Origin of the sequence: Microbulbifer celer (genome assembly GCF_020991125.1) — a bacterium.
Taxonomy (GTDB): Bacteria; Pseudomonadota; Gammaproteobacteria; order Pseudomonadales; family Cellvibrionaceae; genus Microbulbifer; species Microbulbifer celer.
Map to the genome: position 1 here is coordinate 832,158 of NZ_CP087715.1, position 20,526 is coordinate 852,683.

At 55.8% G+C, this 20,526-nt stretch carries 14 protein-coding genes; 5 read left to right on the forward strand and 9 right to left on the reverse strand.

From position 1 onward, the window contains the following. The first annotated feature begins 373 nt into the window (after positions 1 to 373). Positions 374 to 3,205 carry an FG-GAP repeat domain-containing protein gene (locus LPW13_RS03290; RefSeq protein ID WP_230438023.1) on the forward strand — a complete coding sequence of 944 codons (2,832 nt, stop codon included), beginning with the start codon at positions 374 to 376 and terminating at the stop codon, positions 3,203 to 3,205. 116 nt (positions 3,206 to 3,321) lie between these two features. Here LPW13_RS03290 and LPW13_RS03295 read toward each other — a convergent pair whose 3' ends face one another. The 4 genes from LPW13_RS03295 to imuA all read right to left on the reverse strand — a co-directional run bounded on the left by LPW13_RS03295 (position 3,322) and on the right by imuA (position 11,818). Beyond that, positions 3,322 to 5,460 (reverse strand): hypothetical protein, encoded by a 2,139-nt coding sequence (locus LPW13_RS03295; RefSeq protein WP_230438024.1) that lies wholly within the window; start codon positions 5,458 to 5,460, stop codon positions 3,322 to 3,324. 777 nt (positions 5,461 to 6,237) lie between these two features. After that, positions 6,238 to 9,327 (reverse strand): error-prone DNA polymerase, encoded by a 3,090-nt coding sequence (locus LPW13_RS03300; RefSeq protein ID WP_230438025.1) that lies wholly within the window; start codon positions 9,325 to 9,327, stop codon positions 6,238 to 6,240. Positions 9,328 to 9,505: 178 nt separating this feature from the next. Next, a complete protein-coding gene (locus LPW13_RS03305) occupies positions 9,506 to 11,011 on the reverse strand; it encodes a Y-family DNA polymerase (protein ID WP_230438026.1) in 1,506 nt (501 codons plus the stop codon). Positions 11,012 to 11,074: 63 nt separating this feature from the next. Then, positions 11,075 to 11,818 (reverse strand): translesion DNA synthesis-associated protein ImuA, encoded by a 744-nt coding sequence (gene imuA, locus LPW13_RS03310; RefSeq protein WP_230438027.1) that lies wholly within the window; start codon positions 11,816 to 11,818, stop codon positions 11,075 to 11,077. 197 nt (positions 11,819 to 12,015) lie between these two features. On the opposite strand from imuA, the gene dcd reads away from it, so the two are divergent. Genes dcd through LPW13_RS03325 form a run of 3 tightly spaced genes read left to right on the forward strand, consistent with a single transcriptional unit; the run spans position 12,016 to position 14,058 of the window. Then, positions 12,016 to 12,585 carry a dCTP deaminase gene (dcd, locus tag LPW13_RS03315; RefSeq protein ID WP_230438028.1) on the forward strand — a complete coding sequence of 190 codons (570 nt, stop codon included), beginning with the start codon at positions 12,016 to 12,018 and terminating at the stop codon, positions 12,583 to 12,585. Between the two features lie 35 nt (positions 12,586 to 12,620). Beyond that, on the forward strand, positions 12,621 to 13,847 hold the full coding sequence (locus LPW13_RS03320) for a BaiN/RdsA family NAD(P)/FAD-dependent oxidoreductase (protein WP_230438029.1): 1,227 nt from the start codon (positions 12,621 to 12,623) through the stop codon (positions 13,845 to 13,847). Positions 13,848 to 13,872: 25 nt separating this feature from the next. Continuing rightward, complete coding sequence (locus LPW13_RS03325) at positions 13,873 to 14,058, forward strand: hypothetical protein (RefSeq protein ID WP_230438030.1); 186 nt, start codon at positions 13,873 to 13,875, stop codon at positions 14,056 to 14,058. A gap of 110 nt (positions 14,059 to 14,168) precedes the next feature. On the opposite strand, the gene LPW13_RS03330 is transcribed toward LPW13_RS03325, so the two are convergent. The 4 genes from LPW13_RS03330 to LPW13_RS03345 form a co-directional block, all read right to left on the reverse strand. Beyond that, entirely contained in the window at positions 14,169 to 15,017 is an 849-nt protein-coding gene (locus LPW13_RS03330) for a universal stress protein (protein ID WP_230438031.1), read from the reverse strand. Between the two features lie 13 nt (positions 15,018 to 15,030). Continuing rightward, positions 15,031 to 16,515, reverse strand: coding sequence for a SulP family inorganic anion transporter (locus LPW13_RS03335; protein ID WP_230438032.1), 1,485 nt, complete (start codon positions 16,513 to 16,515; stop codon positions 15,031 to 15,033). Between the two features lie 383 nt (positions 16,516 to 16,898). Next, positions 16,899 to 19,178 (reverse strand): S46 family peptidase, encoded by a 2,280-nt coding sequence (locus LPW13_RS03340; protein WP_230438033.1) that lies wholly within the window; start codon positions 19,176 to 19,178, stop codon positions 16,899 to 16,901. Positions 19,179 to 19,510: 332 nt separating this feature from the next. After that, entirely contained in the window at positions 19,511 to 19,783 is a 273-nt protein-coding gene (locus LPW13_RS03345; RefSeq protein WP_230438034.1) for a glycine zipper domain-containing protein, read from the reverse strand. Positions 19,784 to 19,884: 101 nt separating this feature from the next. On the opposite strand from LPW13_RS03345, the gene LPW13_RS03350 reads away from it, so the two are divergent. Continuing rightward, a complete protein-coding gene (locus LPW13_RS03350) occupies positions 19,885 to 20,097 on the forward strand; it encodes a DUF3820 family protein (protein WP_230438035.1) in 213 nt (70 codons plus the stop codon). Positions 20,098 to 20,136: 39 nt separating this feature from the next. Here LPW13_RS03350 and chaB read toward each other — a convergent pair whose 3' ends face one another. Continuing rightward, entirely contained in the window at positions 20,137 to 20,430 is a 294-nt protein-coding gene (chaB, locus tag LPW13_RS03355; RefSeq protein WP_230438036.1) for a putative cation transport regulator ChaB, read from the reverse strand. Positions 20,431 to 20,526 lie beyond the last annotated feature (96 nt).

A 20,526-nucleotide genomic window follows, 5' to 3' on the forward strand; every position in this document is an offset into this window, starting at 1 on the left:
CGAGATGAATCCTGGCCCGATCTGTATCTGGTTTGTCTTTGCGTAGATGGCGCACAAGAACCTTTCCGCGAAGGCTACAGGGTGCCAGGAAAGTTGTGAGACGCTGCCGCCGGTACCATGAGAAAGCAGGATCAAGGGGCGCCTGGTGTCATCCAGAAACGGCGCGTTCTCCGCAGTCCAACCAAAACGGAATACTCCGGCTGTCCATTCGGATTCATTATTCTGAATACTGGCGCAAAGGTAGAATTTGACGCCAATCCCTCTCTTGCTTGTATTAATGACATCTGAGCATACCGTATGCTATTGATATTTTCGGCGCCAACGATTTGTCTCTTCGCTGGTGGCTATCACGTCTGACCACAAGGAATGCAGGATGCATAAGCAAAAAATAATAACGTTCTGCTCTCTGATCATTGCTGCTTTTACGCTAGTGCTCTCTGCCTGTGGCGGCGGTTCTTCCGGCGGCGGTGACGCTGGGGGATCGGGCTCTTCCGGTGGCGGGTCTTCTTCTGGTTCATCCGGTGGAGGGGAGGGCTACCCTCCCAGAATTGAATCACTGTCGTTGCTGCCCGAGGAGGTATATACCGATAGCGTGATTCAGGTTCAGCTCGAAGCGAGAGACTTGGAAGACGATCCGTTTACCACCAGCTACCAGTGGTTTGTAAACGGTGAAGAGGTGGCGGATGAAACCGAAAGCAGTCTGGACGGTGTCCATTTTGTCAAAGGCGATGTGGTCGCGGTAACGGTTTCTCTCTCTGACGGTGATGAGGACGTTAGTGAAACTGTGAACGTTGTGGTACTAGACAGCCCGCCGGTCATTGATACCAGCAGCGTTCCCAAAACTGCTGTTTATGGTCAGCTTTTGCGTTTTCATGTTCCGGTGGTCGATGCGGATGGGGATGCATTCCTGCTTCATTTTATGGCGCGCCCGAATGGTATGACGGTGGATGACGAGGGCAATGTTACCTGGACGCCCACCGGTCCCCTGTTTTCACGTGAAACCGGGTTTAACTGGACGCTGGCAGCGGTAACGGATGAGGCTGTCAGCGAGGCCGGAACACTTATCACAGTTATGGATTCGGAAAGACAGTATCCATTCAGCAGGGCTGGCGCTCTGGTTGCGGAACATGGTGAGGGGGTGTCTGCGGGTGATTTTGATGGCGACGGAAAGTTTGCATTGTTGCTGACAGACGGGGAGCAATCAGTTTATACCCTGGAGCAGGAGGCCGGCGGCTATGTACAGAATTGGAGCTACCCGTTTGCGCTTTCAGGTAGCCGGGAGTATATCTCGGCGGTTGCGGCTGCAGATCTGGATGGCGATGGTATTGATGAAGTTCTCGTGGGCATGGCGAATCAGAGTTTCCGTGGTGAAATGTCGAAGCTGGTGGTCATAGGTGGCGAAAACCGCGATGTGCAACAAGTGCTGGAGGTTGATGCCGGCGGGGTTTCGGCAATACGTGTGGGGGATGTGAATAATGATGGCAGTGATGAGCTGGTACTGCTGGTCAGTGAATCCAATCAGGCACAGAGCACTCTGGAGGTCAGAGATCTCAACCTGAACCTTGTATGGCGCAGTGCAGATCTGGGGCGCACCGCGTCTGTTGCATTAGGGGACGTGACCAATGACGGCTTCCCGGATCTGATTGTTTCCAGTGGTTATGTGTTCGGCTTTAATGGTGCCGGCTATGTAAACAAGTGGTTTCTGGATGGTGGCTTCGGTGGGAAGGTACACGCTGGAGACGTGGATGACGATGGCATTGATGAAATTATTTCCACCGGAAATTCTGCCGACGCAGGTGTGGCCATCTTTGACGCTACGTCGCAATCCCGGGTAGCGACCTATGATATCGGTGGCCGGTACTACAGCCTGGCAGTGGGGGATATTGACAGCGATCCCGGTGAAGAGATTGTGATTGTTAGCCATTATGCCAGTTCCACCGAAGATATACGGGCACTCGGATTGAAGGATGGAAAAATGGTGGAACTCTGGAGTATGGACGGGGGTGTCTACACCAATCATGTGGTGAAGTTCCTGGATCTCTCCGGTAATAGTGCGCGAGATCTCGTGTGGGGCGGACAGGGATCCAGAGATTACGCCAGCCTTGGTATTGCTAGAAAAGCCAGCGAGGGGCCTGCTGAAATAGTCTGGCAGAAACGCGCTCCGAGCCAGCTGGATGGTGAGTTTGTTGGCGGCACTGTGGTGCGGGGCGGTGGGGATGAGCGGGTTCTTTTTGCCAGTAATTCGACAGATTCCAAAGTGTCCGGGCCTGTATTTCTGGCCCTGGATATGGACACAGAGGTTGTTAGTAACAGTCCGGACCTGCTGTTGAACTCGCATTCGTTTGTTTATGTGCCGGCGGACGTGAATGCGGATGGAAGCGATGAGTTCTACATTGGTGGCTATCCTTCTCATCGCAGTGACAAGGACTGGGCGCGTCATGTTGGGATATATGACCCCGCATCCAGTGCGTTGGAAGTGATTGATTCCAACCTATCTTATGAGGCGAATGCGATTACTGCCGCGGATCTGACCGGGGATTTGATGCCGGAGCTGGTTGCTACCTTCCGGGATGGCGCGGTACGAGCATACGATGTTGCCCAATCCACCGTTTTCCAGGTGTCCGATGGGGGAGACATCGGGAGCTTCAGTGATGAAGGGAAAGACATTGCAGTCGCCGACCTCGATGGTGACAGCAGTCTGGATATCCTGGCGGCGAGCAAGAAGGGGCTATATGCCTTTTCCCTGGAATCCGGTCAGTATGTTCAACAGTATTCAAATACCGGTTGGTTGGAAACCAAGGATGAGGACATCGTGGATGTGGAAGCGGCTGATATGGATGGCGATGGCTTGTCGGAAGTCGTCGTTGTCTCGCACAGCCGGGAGTACTCAACGATCCAGGTGTTGGATCATAGGCTTCAGGCACTTTCATCGCTCGAAGTGAAAAACCAACGCTTTACTTCAGTGAGTGTTGAGAATTACGGGCAGGGCAGGAAAAATATTCTGGTCGGTCTGGAATTGCCCGGTTTGGATGAGGGGTTAAGCAAACTTGTGTTGATGGATCCCTTTTCCTTGGAGACGGTGATGGAGTCACCGACTGTGCCGGGTGTGCTTTCTCCCAATAGTCTGAATTACATCTTGCTGGGTGACGGTGCTACCCCGGCTATCAGTTACGGAACGTCGTCTGTTTTTGGGGTTACTCGTTGATTCTCTGAACCGCCCTCCCCTCCTACCGCTGCCTCGTCAGGTGAGCCACGGGAAGAGGGGGAGGTGGGAGCAGCTACCGTAAGCAGTAGCTGCAACAAACCCCCGTTGATTGCCAGTTAATTTGTTTCCGGTGTATCTACCAGGATCATCGCGCGACTATTGCCGTCCAGTCGCATGCGTGACAGCTCGCTTATCTCACCGGCCTCCGTGTCGACTTCGTAAGAGAGGATGGCTCCCAGCCATGGTGCTCCCTCCCGTGTGTAATCATCGTAGGCATTGATATATGTGGCACTATATGCGCGGGAGCCACTAGTGTTCATCTGAACGGTACTGGGGTGGGCCGTATAATCATAGGGCTGTTCACATGCTTCACATATATCGAATGATAGATCGATTTCTTGGCTGGTTGACATTGAAAGCGTTTCGCCATCAAAACTGTATGACGTGATCTGGGGAGGAGTGTTGTTTTCTTCGCTTCCCAAAATTTCAATAGTCGTAAATATACTGAGATCTTCAGAATAGTCGTAATCGGCCAGTCTATTTTCATGCTGTACTGATGTGACCTGAGTCGGCGCCAGCGGATCAGTATCCAGTTGGTAAATCTCTAATTCAGATGAGCCGATGATGGAAGTCAGCAGGCTCTCATAATTTGGCCCGGTAGTCAGTTTGGTTACTCGGCCTCGCAATGTTCGATCGTTATTCGCGGAAGGCTGCAAAGCTTCATTTACTATCGTGTAAGCATTGGCGCCGCTGTATAGGGTTGTGTCTTCCGCGTTTAGGGCGATTTTAGACTCAGGGTCGATTTCAATAGGGCCGCTATCAGTAATAAATGTCATTTCGCCGGAGTCATTAACATCAAAGGTCAAAACCGAACGGCCCATGGCTTCAGTAACATAAGCACGGCTGCCATCGCTGTTGAACGTTATGCCGGAAAGCATGCAGGCGCCGGCCTTGTTGTTCTTACCGCCGATATCATTCCAGCTGGGTGGGTTGATGAGTGTGCCGTTATCTGACCATTCTGCATATTCATCGTAGTAGCCAGTCAGTGCGCAGAGCGGCAGGCCCACGTCGTGATCACTCATCAAGCTTGGGGTGAAATAACCTACTCTATGCTCGGCTAGCACATAGGGAATGTCGATAAGAAAGGTATTAAAATTTCCCTGAGAAGTATTTAAGTGGATTACTGCACTAGGGTTGTTGTGCTGCCCTTCGCGTTTCAGCGTTACATTGCAGCTTTGGCGAATTTCCAGGGTGTTGCCGGCGCAGTCTGTGCTGAGTTCTGTTGTACGATTATACTCTGGAACGACTGCTGAAATTTCGATTGCAGATGTAGATTGATTTGTTACTGAAAAGCTGACTGATTTGTAAGTTTCTGCAGATTCAACGGTAGGTTTACTCAGGCGCAGTGGCGGTTGTGCTAGATATGCCAGGCCGTCGTAGACTATTGCATTCTGGTCATACGTAAAGCGGTCGATCCTGGCGTTGCCTGCGCAGTTATATTCAAACCCTACAGGGACTGTTTCACATTCGTTCATTGATGTGACAAATAGAAGCGCTTTCGACGGGTGCTTTGTAATACTGAAGATCTGGTGATTTTTATTGTAATCCTCCAATGCCGGGATACTCGCACGACTCCGCTCGTACACTTGTCCGTCGGCGTCGAAGCCCAGTAGTATCAGGTCAAGCCCATCCGAGGCGACAGCTAGCTGCCCGGTAAAAGCGGAGGTGCTGGAAATGAAGTCTGAGCTTACACCACCTATGGTTAGGCTGGTTTTCGTGGTGGCGCTATTGGTTTTAGCGGATTGATGTCGTACTTGAATGGTTTGGCCGCTTTCAATTGTGCCAGGATCTGTAGTGAATTCGCTTCCTTCAATACTGTATTGTCCATTCTTGATTTTGACTTCGGCCGGTTGGTTGATTCCGGAGATTTCCACTATATTGGAGTAGACAAGTACGTCGGTACCAGTGTTCCCTGATCGCTCGAATGAGAAAGCATCTGGTGTTGTGTCCGCTTTTTCACCCGGCTCACCACCGGGTTCTTCTCCTGGCTCTTCTTCGGGGGGATCGTCTGGCTCGTCCCCGGGATTCTCTCCGGGGTTCTCGCCGGGATCGTCTCCTGGATTATCGTCAGGCTGTTCTTTTGTTGGAGGCTCCGTTTTCGGAGTGGAATTGCTACCTCCGCCGCTACAAGCGGATATTGCGGTAACTAAAATTAGTATGGCGGTATGTTTAAGTATGGTGTTTAGCGATGCCATAATCTTCCTTTTCCTTGGCTTACGGTATTCAGTTAAAATGCTCAGAGAAATCGTTATGTCATTTTAATGCATGAGGGGTGTGTTAAATCGAAACTTTATATGCCTACTCCTTATACCCATTTGGTGGATCCTGAGGGGCATCGGCGAAAGGGTTACAATGGTGAACTGTCCGAGATTTTCGGCAAGTCTGGAGCTTTGGGTTAGCTTGTAACTTGTGTGTTGAGAGGCTTTGTCTGGCTAGGTTATAGGTGGCAGAAAGAGAATTATAACAATTCCATGTTACAGGTATTCCTTATTACTACTTGAAGGTTTATGTGGCTTCAGGGGCGGTGTGCCTATACTACTTTTACATTTTTCGCCTTTATACAAATACTTCACCAGAAACGCAAAATCGGAGGTCAAGAAACTTGGTTTGTTTCGCAAAAAAACGCATGGTTTGCACGTTTGTACCAATTGCGGGGTGTGATGAGAGCGTTTCTGGTTTCTTGAGCACGGTAAGACAGAACTAGATGGAGATCCGGTTTCTCGTGAGTAGTATTACTTACCTAGGGGTTAAAGAGTGAGACTGGGGAGTGCGGAGTTCTCTACCAATAGTGAAGGCTGGTTTGGGGGGGATATGGGCAGTGATGGCGTGGATACACTGATTTTCGATCGTTTCGGGCCCAATCTAGGGAGGAGCAGCTCTGCTGTCCTATATCCAGATTCTGGGAGTTTCGCTGCCTAAAACTGTACATGAGCGCAGATTTGATATCCCGGGTGATCCGCGTTGATCACTTGTCAGTGGAAGCTTCGAACGTTTTGTATATCATCCCAGCTCAGGCACTGTAGTTTTTGTCCCACCAGATGAATCACGGAATAAACACTCCCTCCCGCCTCATCACTAACCTGCAAGCGTCCCTCCACCAACAATATATTCCCGCCCTTGATCTCCGACCGATAGCGGCGCTGTACCTGTTCCCATAGCACTACGTTGACGGTGCCGGTGTCGTCTTCCAGGGTCAGGAACATGACGCCGGAGGCGCTGCCGGGGCGTTGGCGGCAGGTGGTGAGGCCGAGGATTTTTACGGGTTGGCCGTCTTTGTAGTTGATCAGATCACAGGCTTTGGGCAGGTGGCGGTACTGGTGTTGGCGGCGCAGCAGGGCGATGGGGTGCTCGCGCAGGGTGAGGCCGGTGCTGGCGTAGTCACTGTAGGTGTGGTCTTCCAGGTTGTTTTCGGGCTGGTGGGTGTGGGTTTCCAGTTGTTCCAGTTGGCTGCTGAGGGCGTCCCAGGTGGTGTGGAAGCGGTTTTTTGCCAGGCTCTGGAAACTGTTGGCGCTGGCGAGGGCGGCGCGTTGTTCGGTGTTGATGGTGACGCGTTGGTGGAAGTCTTCCATGGTGGTGAAGGGGGATTGTTCACGGGCGTTGATGATTTTTTCTGCGATTGGTTCCTTCAGGGATTTGATCAGGCGCATGCCCAGGCGCAGGGTTGGTGTTGCAGAGCTGGAGCTCCACGGTCCCGGCTTTGGTAGTTCCAGGGTGTGGTGCCAGTGGCTGTGTTGGACGTTGATAGGTAGCACTTTGACGTTGTGACGCTGGGCGTCGTAGACCAGTTGTGCGGGGGCGTAGAAGCCCATGGGGTAGCTGTTGAGCAGGCCGCAGTAGAAGGCTGCCGGGTGGTGGCATTTGATCCAGGCGGAGAAGTAGGCGAGGAGGGCGAAGCTGGCGGAGTGAGACTCGGGGAAGCCGTAGGCGCCGAAGCCTTTCATCTGTTCGAACAGTTGCTCCGCCAGCCCGCGTTCATAGCCATTGGCGAGCATGCCGTTGACCAGTTTTTCACGGAATTTTAGCAGGTTGCCGTTTTTGCCCCAGCTGGCCATGGCGCGGCGCAGTTCGTCGGCTTCACCACCGCTGAAGCCGGCGGCGATCATGGAGAGCTTGATCACCTGTTCCTGAAAAATTGGTACGCCGAGCGTGCGTTCCAGCACCGGTTCCAGGTCTGTGTGGGGGTAGCGTATCGGTTCCAGTTTCTGTTTGCGCCGCAGGTAGGGATGCACCATGCCGCCCTGGATGGGGCCGGGGCGGACGATGGCGATCTCGATCACCAGTTCGTAAAAATTCCGCGGTTGCAGGCGCGGCAGCATGCTCATCTGGGCGCGGGATTCGATCTGGAACACGCCGATGGTGTCGGCGCGGCACATCATTTCATAGGTTTTCCCGCAGTCCGCTGGTATGTCCTGCAGGCGCATTCTTTTGCCGTACAGCGCCATATAAGAAAGGGACTTGCGCAGGGCGGTGAGCATGCCGAGGGCTAGGACGTCCACCTTCATCAGTTTCAGGTCTTCGATATCTTCCTTGTCCCACTGGATGATGGTGCGGTCTTCCATGGCGGCGTTTTCCAGTGGCACCAGTTGGCTGAGGGGTTGCTGGGTAATCACGAAGCCGCCCACATGCTGGGACAGGTGTCTGGGGAAACCGTGAATCTGTTGCAGCAGCAAGGGCAACATTTTGCCGGTGGTACTGTCCGGGGCGATGCCGGCTTTCTGCATCTGCGCCGGGAAATCTTCCATGGAATCCCACCAGGTACGTTCGGCCTGTAGCCGCTCGATGGTGGCAGCGCCCAGGCCCAGTGCCTTGCCGATATCCCGCAGGGCGCTTTTGAAGCGGTAGGTGATTTTGGTGGCGGCGAGACCGGCGCGGTCGCGGCCGTACTTTCTATAGATGTACTGAATGATTTCCTCGCGCCGCTCGTGTTCGAAATCCACATCGATATCCGGCGGTTCGTTGCGCTCACGGGAAATAAAACGCTCGAACAGCAGGCCGATTCTGTGGGGATCGATTTCGGTAATCAGCAGGCAGTAGCACACCACCGAGTTGGCGGCGGAGCCGCGGCCCTGGTAGAGAATATGCTGGCTGCGGGCGTAGCGGACGATATCGTGAATGGTGAGGAAGTAGTGCTCGTATGCCAGCTCCGCAATCAGCTCCAGTTCGAATTCGATCTGTTGTTGTATGTGCGCTTTGGGGCCATTGGGCCAACGGATTCTGATGCCTTCCTCTACCAGTTCCCGCAGATAGTCACTGGCATTTCTGCCGCGCGGCAGAACTTCAGAGGGATACTGGTAGCGCAGTTCCGACAGGCAGAAGGTGCACTGCTCGGCGATGTGGAGGGTGTTGGCGATTGCCTGTTGTGGATACAGGTCTTTTATCTCTGGTAATGGGCGTAGGTAGCGCTCGGCGTTCTGTTCCAGGCGGTAACCCAGCTGGTCCAGAGTGCAGTTGTGGAAGTTTGCGTTGAGGACATCCTGTAAGGGTTTGCGGCTGCGGTTGTGCATCAGTACCGCATTGGTGGCGACCAGGGGGAGCTGTTGTGCGTGGGCGAACTCGGTGATCTGCTGGTGTTGCAGATTCTGTTCTGGCTGCAGGCGGTTGTTGAGGGCGATGTAGAGCCGTTCTTTGAAGTGGGTTTTTAGGGTTGCCGGAATTTCCAGTGTCGCGCTATTGGGCAGCCACAGACAAGTGGCCTGGTGACAGGTGTCGATCACGTCCTGCAGGTAGGTTTTATATTCGCCTTTTTCTGCACGCAGGCGTGAGGTGGAGATCAGCTGGCAGATTTCGCTGTAGGCGGTTTTATTGGGGGCGAGCAGCACCAGCTGTTGGTTGTCTTCCTGTAAGCGGAAAAAGCTGCCGCAGATCAGTTTGAGTGGGTTGCCTTGGTGTTTGTGCTTTTTCAGCTCGCTAAATGCGCGCACTACACCGGCCATGGAGCACTCGTCGGTAATCGCGAGGGCGCGATAGCCGAGGGCATGGGCGGTAGCAATCAGCTCCTGTGGGTGTGAGGCACCCTGGAGAAAGGAGAAGTTACTTTGACAGAAGAGTTCGGCGTACTGCATGTGCCTATCGTTGTTTTCTGATCGATTCCCCAGGTATCCAACCACTTCATGACTGCTTCATTGGGAATACTCTTTCCCGTACGCTGGTATTCCTTCCAGCGTGCCATTGTCAGAGCATTCTCTTGCTCTTTAATTTCCTGTTTATCGTGTGATCGTTTACTTCCTGTACTTGAGGCAGTCATCCATACACCCCATGCAGATACCAACTCTCCGAAGTCAGATCCTGAAACACCCAGTACAAACTCCCCTGGCCACCCCGGGCGATGTAGTAATCGCGGGCGTGGCGATGGTGTTGCCACCAGTAGCCGTCGATGCGTTCCGGGCCCTGTAGCAGTTGCATTTCGCCGTCATAAAACAGTTTGTGGTTCCGTTGCTGGATAGGGTGGGGGCGCGGGAGTAGCCAGCTGGGGCGGGGGGCGTTGACCGGGTTCAGCTGGTGTCCCTGGGCTTTGCTCTGCAGGGTGAGACTGTCGGCACTGGCCCAGGCTTGCTCTGGCAGATAGCTTTCTTTGAGGGTGACACCGGAGAGGGCCTCGTGCCCCAGGCGGGCTTTTAACTTGTCGATCAGCTGATAGCCCTCGTGCAGTTTGCTGCCTTCATCGAAGAAATCTTCCCGCAGGGTCTGTGCTTCCAGTGGGCGCAGTTGGTGACAGTTGAGGGTGAGAGCCTGAACCGGTTCTTGCAGCTCGACCCGTTCCAGCTGCAGCTTGGTGAGTGCGATCAGGCGCTGTGGATCAAACAGTGGGCGCGAGAGCTCGACCTTCACCTCCCGGGAACCGCGGCTGCCAAAATCCAGTACCCAGCACAGCTGTGTGCTGTACAGCTGGCGCCGTTGTAACTGGCGGCAGAGTTCACGCACCAGCCGGCCGGCGGGGAATAGCAGTTGCTCGCTGTTATCCAGCGGGCTGGGGAAAAACAGTTCGCTGTGAAATTCCGGTGGTGGTTCGTAACTGGGAACCGGATCCGGGCGGGTGCCGTTCAGGCGTGCCAGGTAATCGATAAAGTTGCGCCCGAAACGGTTGCCCACTTCCGACAGGGGAATGGCCAGCAACTGGCTGACCCGTTTGATACCGCTGGCATAGAGCTTGGCGATGGCTTTGTTGCTGCAGTCGAGCAGTTTGCTGGGGGCGAAGCTGATCCACTGCCGCCACTGCTGTGGAGTGGGGGCGGACTTGGTTTGTGCAAGCCACTGGCGGTGTTCCGGCAGCTGGCTGAGCAGGTGCGCGGCGCTGGGGCTGTGGCCGAGCCCCATTACATGGGTGATGCGCATCTTGTGCAGCTCTTTGTTCAGCTGTTGCAGCAGGGGCGCGAGGCCACCGAGGGCCTTGAGGCTGCCGCTCAGTTCCAGGTACAGGCAGGCGGGGTTGCTGTCGTGTTGCCCCTTGCTCTGTTCGGCGCTGCGGGGGGATACCACCGGGGTAAAGCCGTAGGCCCACTGGGCCAGTTGTTGCAGTAGTTGTTCTTCCCGCTCCCGGTCCCGCTCCAGCATTTGTAATTCGGCGCAGTAAGCACAGGCGGTGGCGATACTCAGACCGGGCTCGATGCTATGGCCGCGAGCGGCGCCGTTGGCCTCGATAATGAGGTTGTTCTGGCTGATGGCCAATGGCGTGCTGTCGCCGGCGCGGTGGGCACGGGCGAGGGCTTCCAGGGGGAGTTTGGGGAGTTGGATGCATAGCCAGAGCATGATTGGAGTTCCGTTGATACTGTGTTGGTAACCTCGGTTGGTACTGCTGTCGGGTTGTTTTGGTCAGTGCAAAGGCTGGTCGCGCCGGGTCAGTTTGGGGCTGCGGGCCAGGTGGATACGCTGGCCGGATTTGCCGTTCAGTTGTTTCACCAGTTGCAGGGCCAGCTGTTCTCCATCACTTTTCAGTTGCAGGCGCAGTGCTGCGGGGGAGGGGCTGTTGGCACTGGAACCGGGGCGGAAATGGAAGTGCAGACTGTCGCCCTCGCGGGCGGCGATTTGCAGGCGGCGCAGGTCTTTGTCTGCCGGTATTTCCCGCCCCTGCCAGCTGACCAGCGCACCGCAGGCGCCGGACTGCAGGCTCTGCTCTGCGGCCCACAACTGGTCCCGCTGCCCATGGGGATGCAGGATCAACAGCTTTTCCAGCTGCACGCCGGCCTGTACCAGAGCCGGGGCGTAGGGAATATGCGGGGGATTGATGAGTATCACTATGCGGTTCTGACGGGTCATTTCTGCCAGGGCAGGCAGGATCAGGCTGATCTCGCCGATGCCGGCTTTATCTACCAGTAACTCACTGGTGGCTCCGCGGGGCCAGCCGCGGTTGGCGAGCAGTGCGTCCAGACCACGATAGCCGGTAGTGATGCCGGTGCGGGATTGACGCTGGCGGTTGGCCAGCTGCCAGATATCCGGCCGGGTCAGCAACTGTTGCAGTGGTTGGTGTGGTGGCTGGCCGGGAGACCGGGCCGACGGCTGATGCTCGGCCTGTTCACTTAACTGCTTGTTCTGCATGAAGTTTTCGGCGCTGTTCACGGTTGGCTTACTCCGCACGGGCTGTTCAAAGTGGTTTGACTGTATGTGTATACAGTATCTGCTGGCAATTTATACAGTAGTTGCCCAGGGGCGACAAGGGGGGCTCCGCGTGATTGGCACTTTTTTGAACAGGGCAAACCGGCTATTATTCCGCCTCTTTTTTGTGACCAGATATTTGTATAAAGCGAGGGGGCAGGGTGAGCATCAAATCCGATAAGTGGATTCGCCGTATGGCTGAGAATGAGGGCATGATCGAGCCCTTTGAGCCGGGCCAGGTGCGCCACGGCGAGGGCGGTGAGCGGCTGATCTCTTATGGCACTTCCAGCTACGGTTACGACGTGCGCTGCGCCAATGAGTTCAAGATCTTCACCAACGTGCACTCCGCTACTGTGGATCCGAAGGCATTCGACCAGGACAGCTTTGTGGATGTGCAGGGCGACTACTGTGTGATTCCGCCCAACTCCTTCGCCCTGGCGCGCACCGTTGAGTACTTCCGTATCCCGCGTTCGGTACTGACCATCTGTCTGGGCAAGTCCACCTATGCCCGTTGTGGCATCATCGTCAATGTGACTCCGCTGGAGCCGGAGTGGGAAGGGCATGTGACCCTGGAATTCTCCAACACCACCAACCTGCCGGCAAAGATTTACGCCAATGAAGGGGTGGCGCAGATGCTGTTCTTCGAATCCGACGAGATCTGCGAAGTGTCCTACAAAGACCGTGGCGGTAAATATCAGGGCCAGCGCGGTGTGACCCTGCCGCAGACCTGATCGAACCTTCCTGATCGAACTTTGTCGAGTCACTTATGAGCGACTTTCCCGCCCAGGCCGATGTACTGATCATCGGCGCCGGCGCCGCCGGCCTGATGTGTGCGGCGGTGGCGGGCAAGCGCGGCCGCAGTGTGCTGGTGCTGGACCACGCCAACAAGGTCGGCAAGAAAATCCTGATGTCCGGCGGCGGCCGCTGCAATTTCACCAACCTGTACACGGCGCCGGACAATTTCTACAGCGAAAACCCCCACTTCTGTAAATCCGCCCTGGCCCGCTATACCCAGTGGGACTTTATTGCCTTGGTGGAAAAGCACGGTATCCCTTACCACGAGAAGACCCTCGGCCAGCTGTTCTGCGACAACAAGTCCCGGGATATTGTCGATCTGCTGCTGGCGGAATGCCGCGAGGCCAAGGCCCAGATCCGCACCCGCTGTGAGATACAGCGCATCGAGCCACTGGAGGGCGAAGGTGAAGGCGAAGGTGAAGGTGAGCGCAAGGGATTTGAGGTGCACACTTCCCTCGGCAAAGTGGTCTGCGAATCCCTGGTAATTGCCTGTGGCGGCCTCTCCATTCCCACCATGGGCGCCACCGGTTTCGGCTATGACGTTGCCCGTCAGTTTGGCCATCACATCATTCCCACCCGCGCAGCGCTGGTACCGTTTACCCTGAACAAACGCGCACTGAAACGTCAGGCGGATTTGCCCGGCACCTCACTGGCTGTCACTGCCAGTTGTGGGGAGGGGAGCTTCCACGAGCAGATGCTGTTTACCCACAAGGGGTTGAGCGGGCCGGCCGTGTTACAGATCTCCAGTCACTGGCGGGAGGGTGAATCAGTGGTGTTCGACCTGGCCCCGGGGATGGATCTCTGCAACTGGCTGAGCGAACAGAAGGCGCAGAAGCCGGAGAGTCATCTGCACACGGCACTGGCCGAGCTCTGGAGCAGGAAGCTGGTACAGTTCTTCCTGCAGTTGAACGGTCTGGAAAGCAAACCACTGAAGCAGTATCACGAAAGTGCCCTGCGGGAGGTGGCGGAGAAACTGCAAACCTGGACGTTAACCCCCGAGGGCACGGAGGGTTACCGTACCGCGGAGGTGACCCTGGGGGGCGTGGACACGAATGAGATATCGTCGCGCAGCATGGAAAGCCAGAAGCAGCCCGGGCTGTATTTTATTGGCGAAGTACTGGATGTCACCGGTTGGTTGGGCGGTTTCAATTTTCAGTGGGCCTGGGCATCCGCCCATGCAGCTGGCGCTGAAGTGTAAGCGCTGAAATTCAAAGGGAAACGTTATGGGCGACGTGCTGCCATTCAAGAAAAAGACCGCCTGGGAAAAGCACAAGGGCAAGAGTCTGTGCCGAGACGGATTCCATAAATGGGTGGTGGTCACTGAGCGAAAGTTCGACGTAAAGCAGGGAAAGCTGGTTACCGAGTATCGCTGTCAGCGTTGCGGGAAAACCAAAACTAAACTGGTGTAGGCCGCAAGGGAAAGGAAAGCGGTACTCCGTCAGATAGTTTCAAAGACCCTGAATATATCTGACGGAGGCTGAAACTCGTTCTGGTCCGTTTCTCCTCGAAAGGTAACTGCTTACCGCAGAACGAAATGCGGTACCTTGGCGTTGGTAATCATTTTGCGGGTGGTGCTGCCGACAAGGAATTCCCGAATTCGCGAATGGCCATAGGCTCCCATTACCACGAGATCAATACCATTTTCCTGCCGGTAGTGATGCAGCGTGGGTTCCACCTCGCCTTCCAGTTGTACTGACTGTACCTGGTGACCGGCTTCAGTCAGCACACTTTCCGCCCGGGCCATTTCCTCCTGTACCTGTTCATCGCCACCGACTGCCACCAGGTGGCAAGGCAGGCCAGCTACCAGAGGACTGGAGGCCAGCATTGCCACACCATCCCGACAGGTGGGGCTGCCATCAAAGGCAATCATGAAACTTTTCGGCGGGGTGAAATCCGACGGTACGACGAGTACCGGTTTGTGCATGGCGCGCAGCACCAGCTCAACGTGGTCGCCGATCTGTGCAGCCTCCCCCGCATGCTCTTCCCCCATTTTTCCGATGACGAGAAGGCGGGTCTGCGTCTGCAATTCACCCAGAGTTTCCACCAGGTTGCCATGGCGTTGGGACTGCTTCGGGGTTTCAACGCCGGCATCTGTGGCGCGCTGTACCACAGATTCCAGCAACAGGCGCCCTTGTTCAAGCGCCAGCTTATTGCGCTTGGCGTCGAGCTCGGACAGCTCCGTCAACAGGGTTTCCCGCCCGCCCAGAAGCAGGTTGCCACTGAGGTTGGATTCCACCGGATAGCGCGAGTGATCCAGTACATGCAGGAAGGTCAGCGGGGCATCCAGTTGTTTGGCGGCCCAGGATGCGTAATCGCACACGCGGGTGGCAGCAGGTGAACCATCAATACAGGCTATTACATCACTCATTGTCTTTCTCCTATCAATGGCCGCCCATGAGTTTTTCTACCGCATCGGGTTTGTTGTGCACGGCAAATTTATCCACCAGTGTTTCGCTGGCTTCGTTCAGCCCGATCAGTTCCACCTCGGTGCCCTCGCGACGGAATTTGACAACGACCTTGTCCAGCGCACCGATGGCGGTAATATCCCAGAAGTGGGAGCGGTGGACGTCGATCGTCACTTTGTCCAATGCTTCCTTGAAGTCAAATGATGCGATGAACTGCTCCGCCGAGGTAAAGAACACCTGGCCGACCACTTCATACTGGCGGTGGCTGGCATTGTCTTCGGCCAGCTCCGAGCGCACATAGAATACGCGGCCCACTTTATCGGCATAGAACAGGGCGCTGAGAATGACGCCGATGCCGACGCCCAACGCAAGGTTGTGGGTGTAAACAGTAACCACGACAGTGGCCAGCATGACGATACTGCTGCTCGGCGGGTGTTTGGCCATGTTGGTGATGGAATCCCAACTGAAGGTACCGATCGATACCATGATCATGACGGCAACCAGAGCAGCCATCGGGATTTGTGAAACCCACTTGCCGAGAAATACCACCATGATCAGCAGGAGAGTACCCGCGACCAGTGTGGAAAGGCGGGTACGGCCACCGGATTTCACGTTGATTACCGACTGACCGATCATGGCGCATCCCGCCATACCGCCAAAGAAGCCGGAAACGATATTGGACAGGCCCTGGCCCTTGCATTCGCGATTGCGGTCGCTGGTGGTGTCGGTGAGGTCATCGACGATAGTGGCGGTCATCATGGATTCCAGCAGGCCAACGACCATCATGGTAAAGGCCACCGGGAAGATGATTTTCAGGGTTTCCAGGTTCAGCGGGATATCGGGCAGCAGGAACACCGGCAGGCTGTCGGGCAGTGCCCCCTTGTCGCCAACAGTCGGTACCTCGATGCCCATGTACATGGTAAATGCGGTGATCACCACGATACAGACCAGCGGCGACGGAACGGCCTTGGTGACCAGTGGCAACAGGTAAATGATGCCGAGACCGACGGCGACCATGGCGTAAACATGCCAGGTGACACCGCTGAGCTCCGGTAGCTGCGCCAGGAAGATCAGGATGGCCAGGGCGTTGACGAATCCGGTGACCACGGACCGGGAAACAAACCGCATCAGGTTCCCCAGTTTGAGGAAGCCGGCAAGAATTTGCAGGAAGCCGGTCAGGATGGTCGCGGCCAGCAGGTATTGCAGCCCGTGTTCTTTCACCAGTCCTACCATCAGCAGCGCCATGGCGCCGGTGGCCGCCGAGATCATCGCTGGGCGGCCGCCGGTAAAGGCGCTGATGACGCAGATACAGAAGGAGGCGTAAAGGCCGACCTTGGGGTCGACACCGGCAATGATGGAGAAGGCAATGGCTTCGGGAATCAGTGCCAGCGCGACGACCGCACCAGCCAGAGAATCGTTCTTGATATTACTGAACCAATTCAGTTTAAGAGATCGCAACATCTATGGGGATCCTGAATAACGACAAAATAGGAGCGCCCGGCAATACATACCCATTGCGCAGCAGAGGGCGCAGGACATTGAACACGCAGGCAGATAAAACGGTCGCGCATCTGGCACGATCGGTATATGCAGGCAGGGCTGCATCCAGAGAGGGGGGGGAACTTAGGGCGGAGTCAGGCTCACGGTAATCACAATACAGTCTGGGGTTGTTTTCTGGGATTGGTGTAAGAAGGTCGCGGATTCTACCAGCAGCTGGGGAAATTGGCCAGACAAACTTTGGACACCAGATGCTCTCTATGCGGCCAGGGAAGATCCCGGGTTTCGGCGCTGTGCGCCTCCACCCGGGAGATTAAGGGGAGGTTAAGGGTGGGGGGAAGGAAAAGTTACTGGGTGCTTTCCTCTGTCGGAGCCGCAACGCCCATTTCTTCCAGTAGGTTATCCGCGTGGTCCACGTTTTCCATCACCCACAGCATATATTCCACATCCACGTGAATGGCCCGGGTATTGTCGTTGAAATCCCAGTCCGCGTTGATGCTGTCGTAAGTGCCGTCGAACACCAGACCAACCAACTCACCTTTGCCGTTCATGGTGGCGGAGCCGGAGTTGCCACCGGTGATATCGACGGTAGTGAGGAAGTTGACTGGCACTGAGTCCAGCTCTTCATCATGGAAGCGACCGTAGTCCTCGTTCTCAATGGCATCCAGTAGGGCCTGGGGCGCATCGAACGGATCTTCACCGGTGTACTTGGCTTCAATACCACGCAGGGTGGTGAAGGGCACAAAGCTGTCTTTGCCGTCATTACCATCGGCGGGACCTTTGATGGTGCCGGCGGGCGGGGTGTAGCCTTTTACCAGTCCGTAGGTCAGGCGCAGGGAGCTGTTGGCATCCGGGTACACGGGCTTACCCTGTTCGTTGTAGTAGGCAATCAGCAGGTCCATATACTGCGGACGCAGTTCGGCGAATTCGCCGCCCATGGCTTTCTGGCGCTGCTCGATGGCATAGCGATCGTCATAGGTGGCCACCGCCAGCTGGATGAATGGATCGTTACTGTTGCGGAAATCTTCCGGCGATTTCTCCATCCAATCGAGGCGGGTTTCAGTCTCGGTGAGGCCGGTGCCTTTGTACATGGTGGCGAGTTTTTGCTGCAGGGCGTCGCCACTCAGCTCGCCCTCGAAGAAGCTGTCGAAGCTCTCCAGGTGCTGGTCTTCCGGCAGTGCATTGTAGCGCTCGATAAAGTAGGTCCAGATGGCCTGGTCTACCGACGGCTCGAAGTTGCGCTCGATACGCTTCATGCTTTCGGTGAAACGGGTCATGTCGCGCTCCTGATAGCCGGGCTCGCGCTCCATGTTCGGCTTCTGCTTTTCCAGGCTGAGGCGGTACAGGCGCTGGGCGGCGCTCAGCATGGACGAGCGGTTCATATAGCCCAGCAGCAGGTCGCGCTCCTGGGTGGACTGCTTTTCGGTTATCAGTTTCTGCAGATCACTGATGACGGAAGCGTACTTTTTGCTGGCTTCCGGGTTGGCTTCAATCCACGCCTGCAGATCTTGTTCCAGCTGTTGCTTACGCTGAAGCAGGTCGCTGCGGTTATAGCCCTCCATCATGCCGGTAAAGTTTTTGGCATAGTTGTTGAGGCCGGCCACCAGGCTTGCATATTTGAGTGCGGCATCCTTGTTGTCTTCGGTGGCGTTACCGATGACCTCAGACCATTCCGCCAGCACTTTCTGCATGGTGGGGTAGTACCAGGTGAAGTTGTTGCTCACTTCTTCCGCGGTGCGGTAGCGGTTGGTGCTGCCGGGGTAGCCGGCGACCATCACGTAATCACCCTCTTCCGGTCCTTGAGTTGCCACTTTCAGGTGGTGCTTGGGCTCGTAGGGCACATTGTCTTCAGAGAAGTCGGCGGGTTTGCCATCCGGGCCCACATAGGCGCGCAGGAAAGAGTAGTCGCCGGTGTGGCGCGGCCACATCCAGTTGTCGATATCGCCACCGAACTTGCCGATGGAAGAGGCGGGGGCGTGCACCAGGCGCACGTCGCGGATCGCCAGCTGTTTGATCAGGTAGTAGCTGGCACCGCCGTAGTAGCTGTAGACCTCGCAGCGGTGGCCGGGGTCGGATTCACACTCGGCGACCAGCGCCTTTTCCGCATCTTCAATGGCCTTGAAGCGGGTGGCACCGTCCATGTCGTCGCTGAGCTTGCCTTTCACCTTGTCGGTGACTTCCTGCATGTCCACGGTGACGTAAACGCGGGAGCCGGGCACCGCGGGCAGTTCTTCCTCCAAGGTTTTGGCGAGAAAGCCATTGGCCAGCAGGTCGTTGTCTTCCGTGGAGTTGTAGGAAATGGAGCCGTAGGCGCAGTGGTGGTTGGTGGCCACCAGTCCCTTGGGGGAGACGAAAGACGCGGAGCAGCCGCCGAGACTGACGACCGCATTCATGGGGAACTTGGTCAGGTCTGTCATGGTTTCCGGGTCCAGCTCCAGCCCCAGGCTTTTCAACTTGTCGCCCAGTTCCGGCAGCTGGCGGGGCATCCACATGCCCTCGGTGGATACGTTGTTGGAGACATTGGTGTTGGCGGCAGATTGCGCAGGCTTTGCGGTGGTGTCTTCAGTGTCGGTGTTTTGAGTGTTCTCAGCCGGCTTGCCGCAGGCGGCCAGCATGGCAACAGCCATAGACAATCCCAGAACTCGGGGAAAGTTGGTGTAGGTCACGATAAATCCTTCTTATTTGAGGGTTATATTTGTGGAAATTACTGGAGCGTTGAAATAGTGGTCGGCCGCACGGCGGCGATCCTGTGCCGAAATACTCTCATAGTTCGCAAGAAGCGAAAACAATACTTCATCTGGCTGGGCGGGAGTGGTCGGCATACGCAAGAATGCGCAGCGCCCCCGCTAGTGGCCCGTTAGTGGCCCAGTAGGAAGGCGCTGCGCCAAGTGCTGAGGTAGCAGCAATATAGAAGTCGCTATTAAAGGGGGGAACCCTGTTTAAGGGCTACCCGAGATCGTTAACGTTCATACACGCGGCGGCCGCGGCTGTCGTAGTAGTAGCGCTTTTTCTTTTCACGGTCGTACAGCCAGCCACCGACACCACCCAGTACAGAGCCGACTGCCGCACCACCGATATCACCGCCAGTTACCAGTGCCCCGGTCACTGCACCGATACCGATACCCGTGCCTACGCGCCGATCGGTATCGCTCATGTTGGCGCAACCGGTTGTTGCCAGAGTGAATGTCAGTGCGGAAGCCAGTCCCGCGCGTTTGAGTGTCTGAAATTGCATACAATACTCCGGATTGTTCATCTGCTCGGAAGTTGCCGATGCAGTGTATGGTGGCGAATGACGACCTCCCATTTTTTGTCAATGAAAAAAGTTGTACCACGATGATGGAAAAGCAGGACCTGGTGGATATTGCCCGTACCCGGATGCCTTTTGGCAAGTATGCCGGCCGGATGCTGATCGATTTGCCAGAGGAATATCTGCTCTGGTTTGCGAAGCAAGGGTTTCCGAGCGGGCGGCTGGGGCAGCTGATGGCGATGACGCTGGAAATCAAGATCGAGGGACTGGAAGGGTTGATCAAACCCCTTAAGCGTTGAGGGGGTGCTGACTACCCCTGATATTGCTGAAGTTCGGGATCAGTGCTTTCTTTTCCAGTTACCGTCGTCGCTCTTCTCGTACTCCTCCTTCACTGCCGACCAGGCCACCGCATGGGCAGTCTCTTCCCGGCTGCGATCTTCGCGGCGGTCCTCTGGGTCTTTGTATTGATCCCAGGCACTGTTGAAGGCTTCTTTGTAGATCGACTGGGCGTGTGGGGGCAGCGAATTTTTAACGGCGTCCGGTAGATCACTGCGATTGTCATAGGGCATGAGTTCTTCCTCGGCGTGGGTCATTTTGATCGCAGTGTAGGGTGTTGTAAGGTGCTTCAGCACCAGCTGCAGACCGTCTGGAACCGCGACGTCTGGTTGAGAGCGATCGTATTTGGAGCCACGCTGCAGGACCCTATACTGGAAGCATCCCGGGAAGAC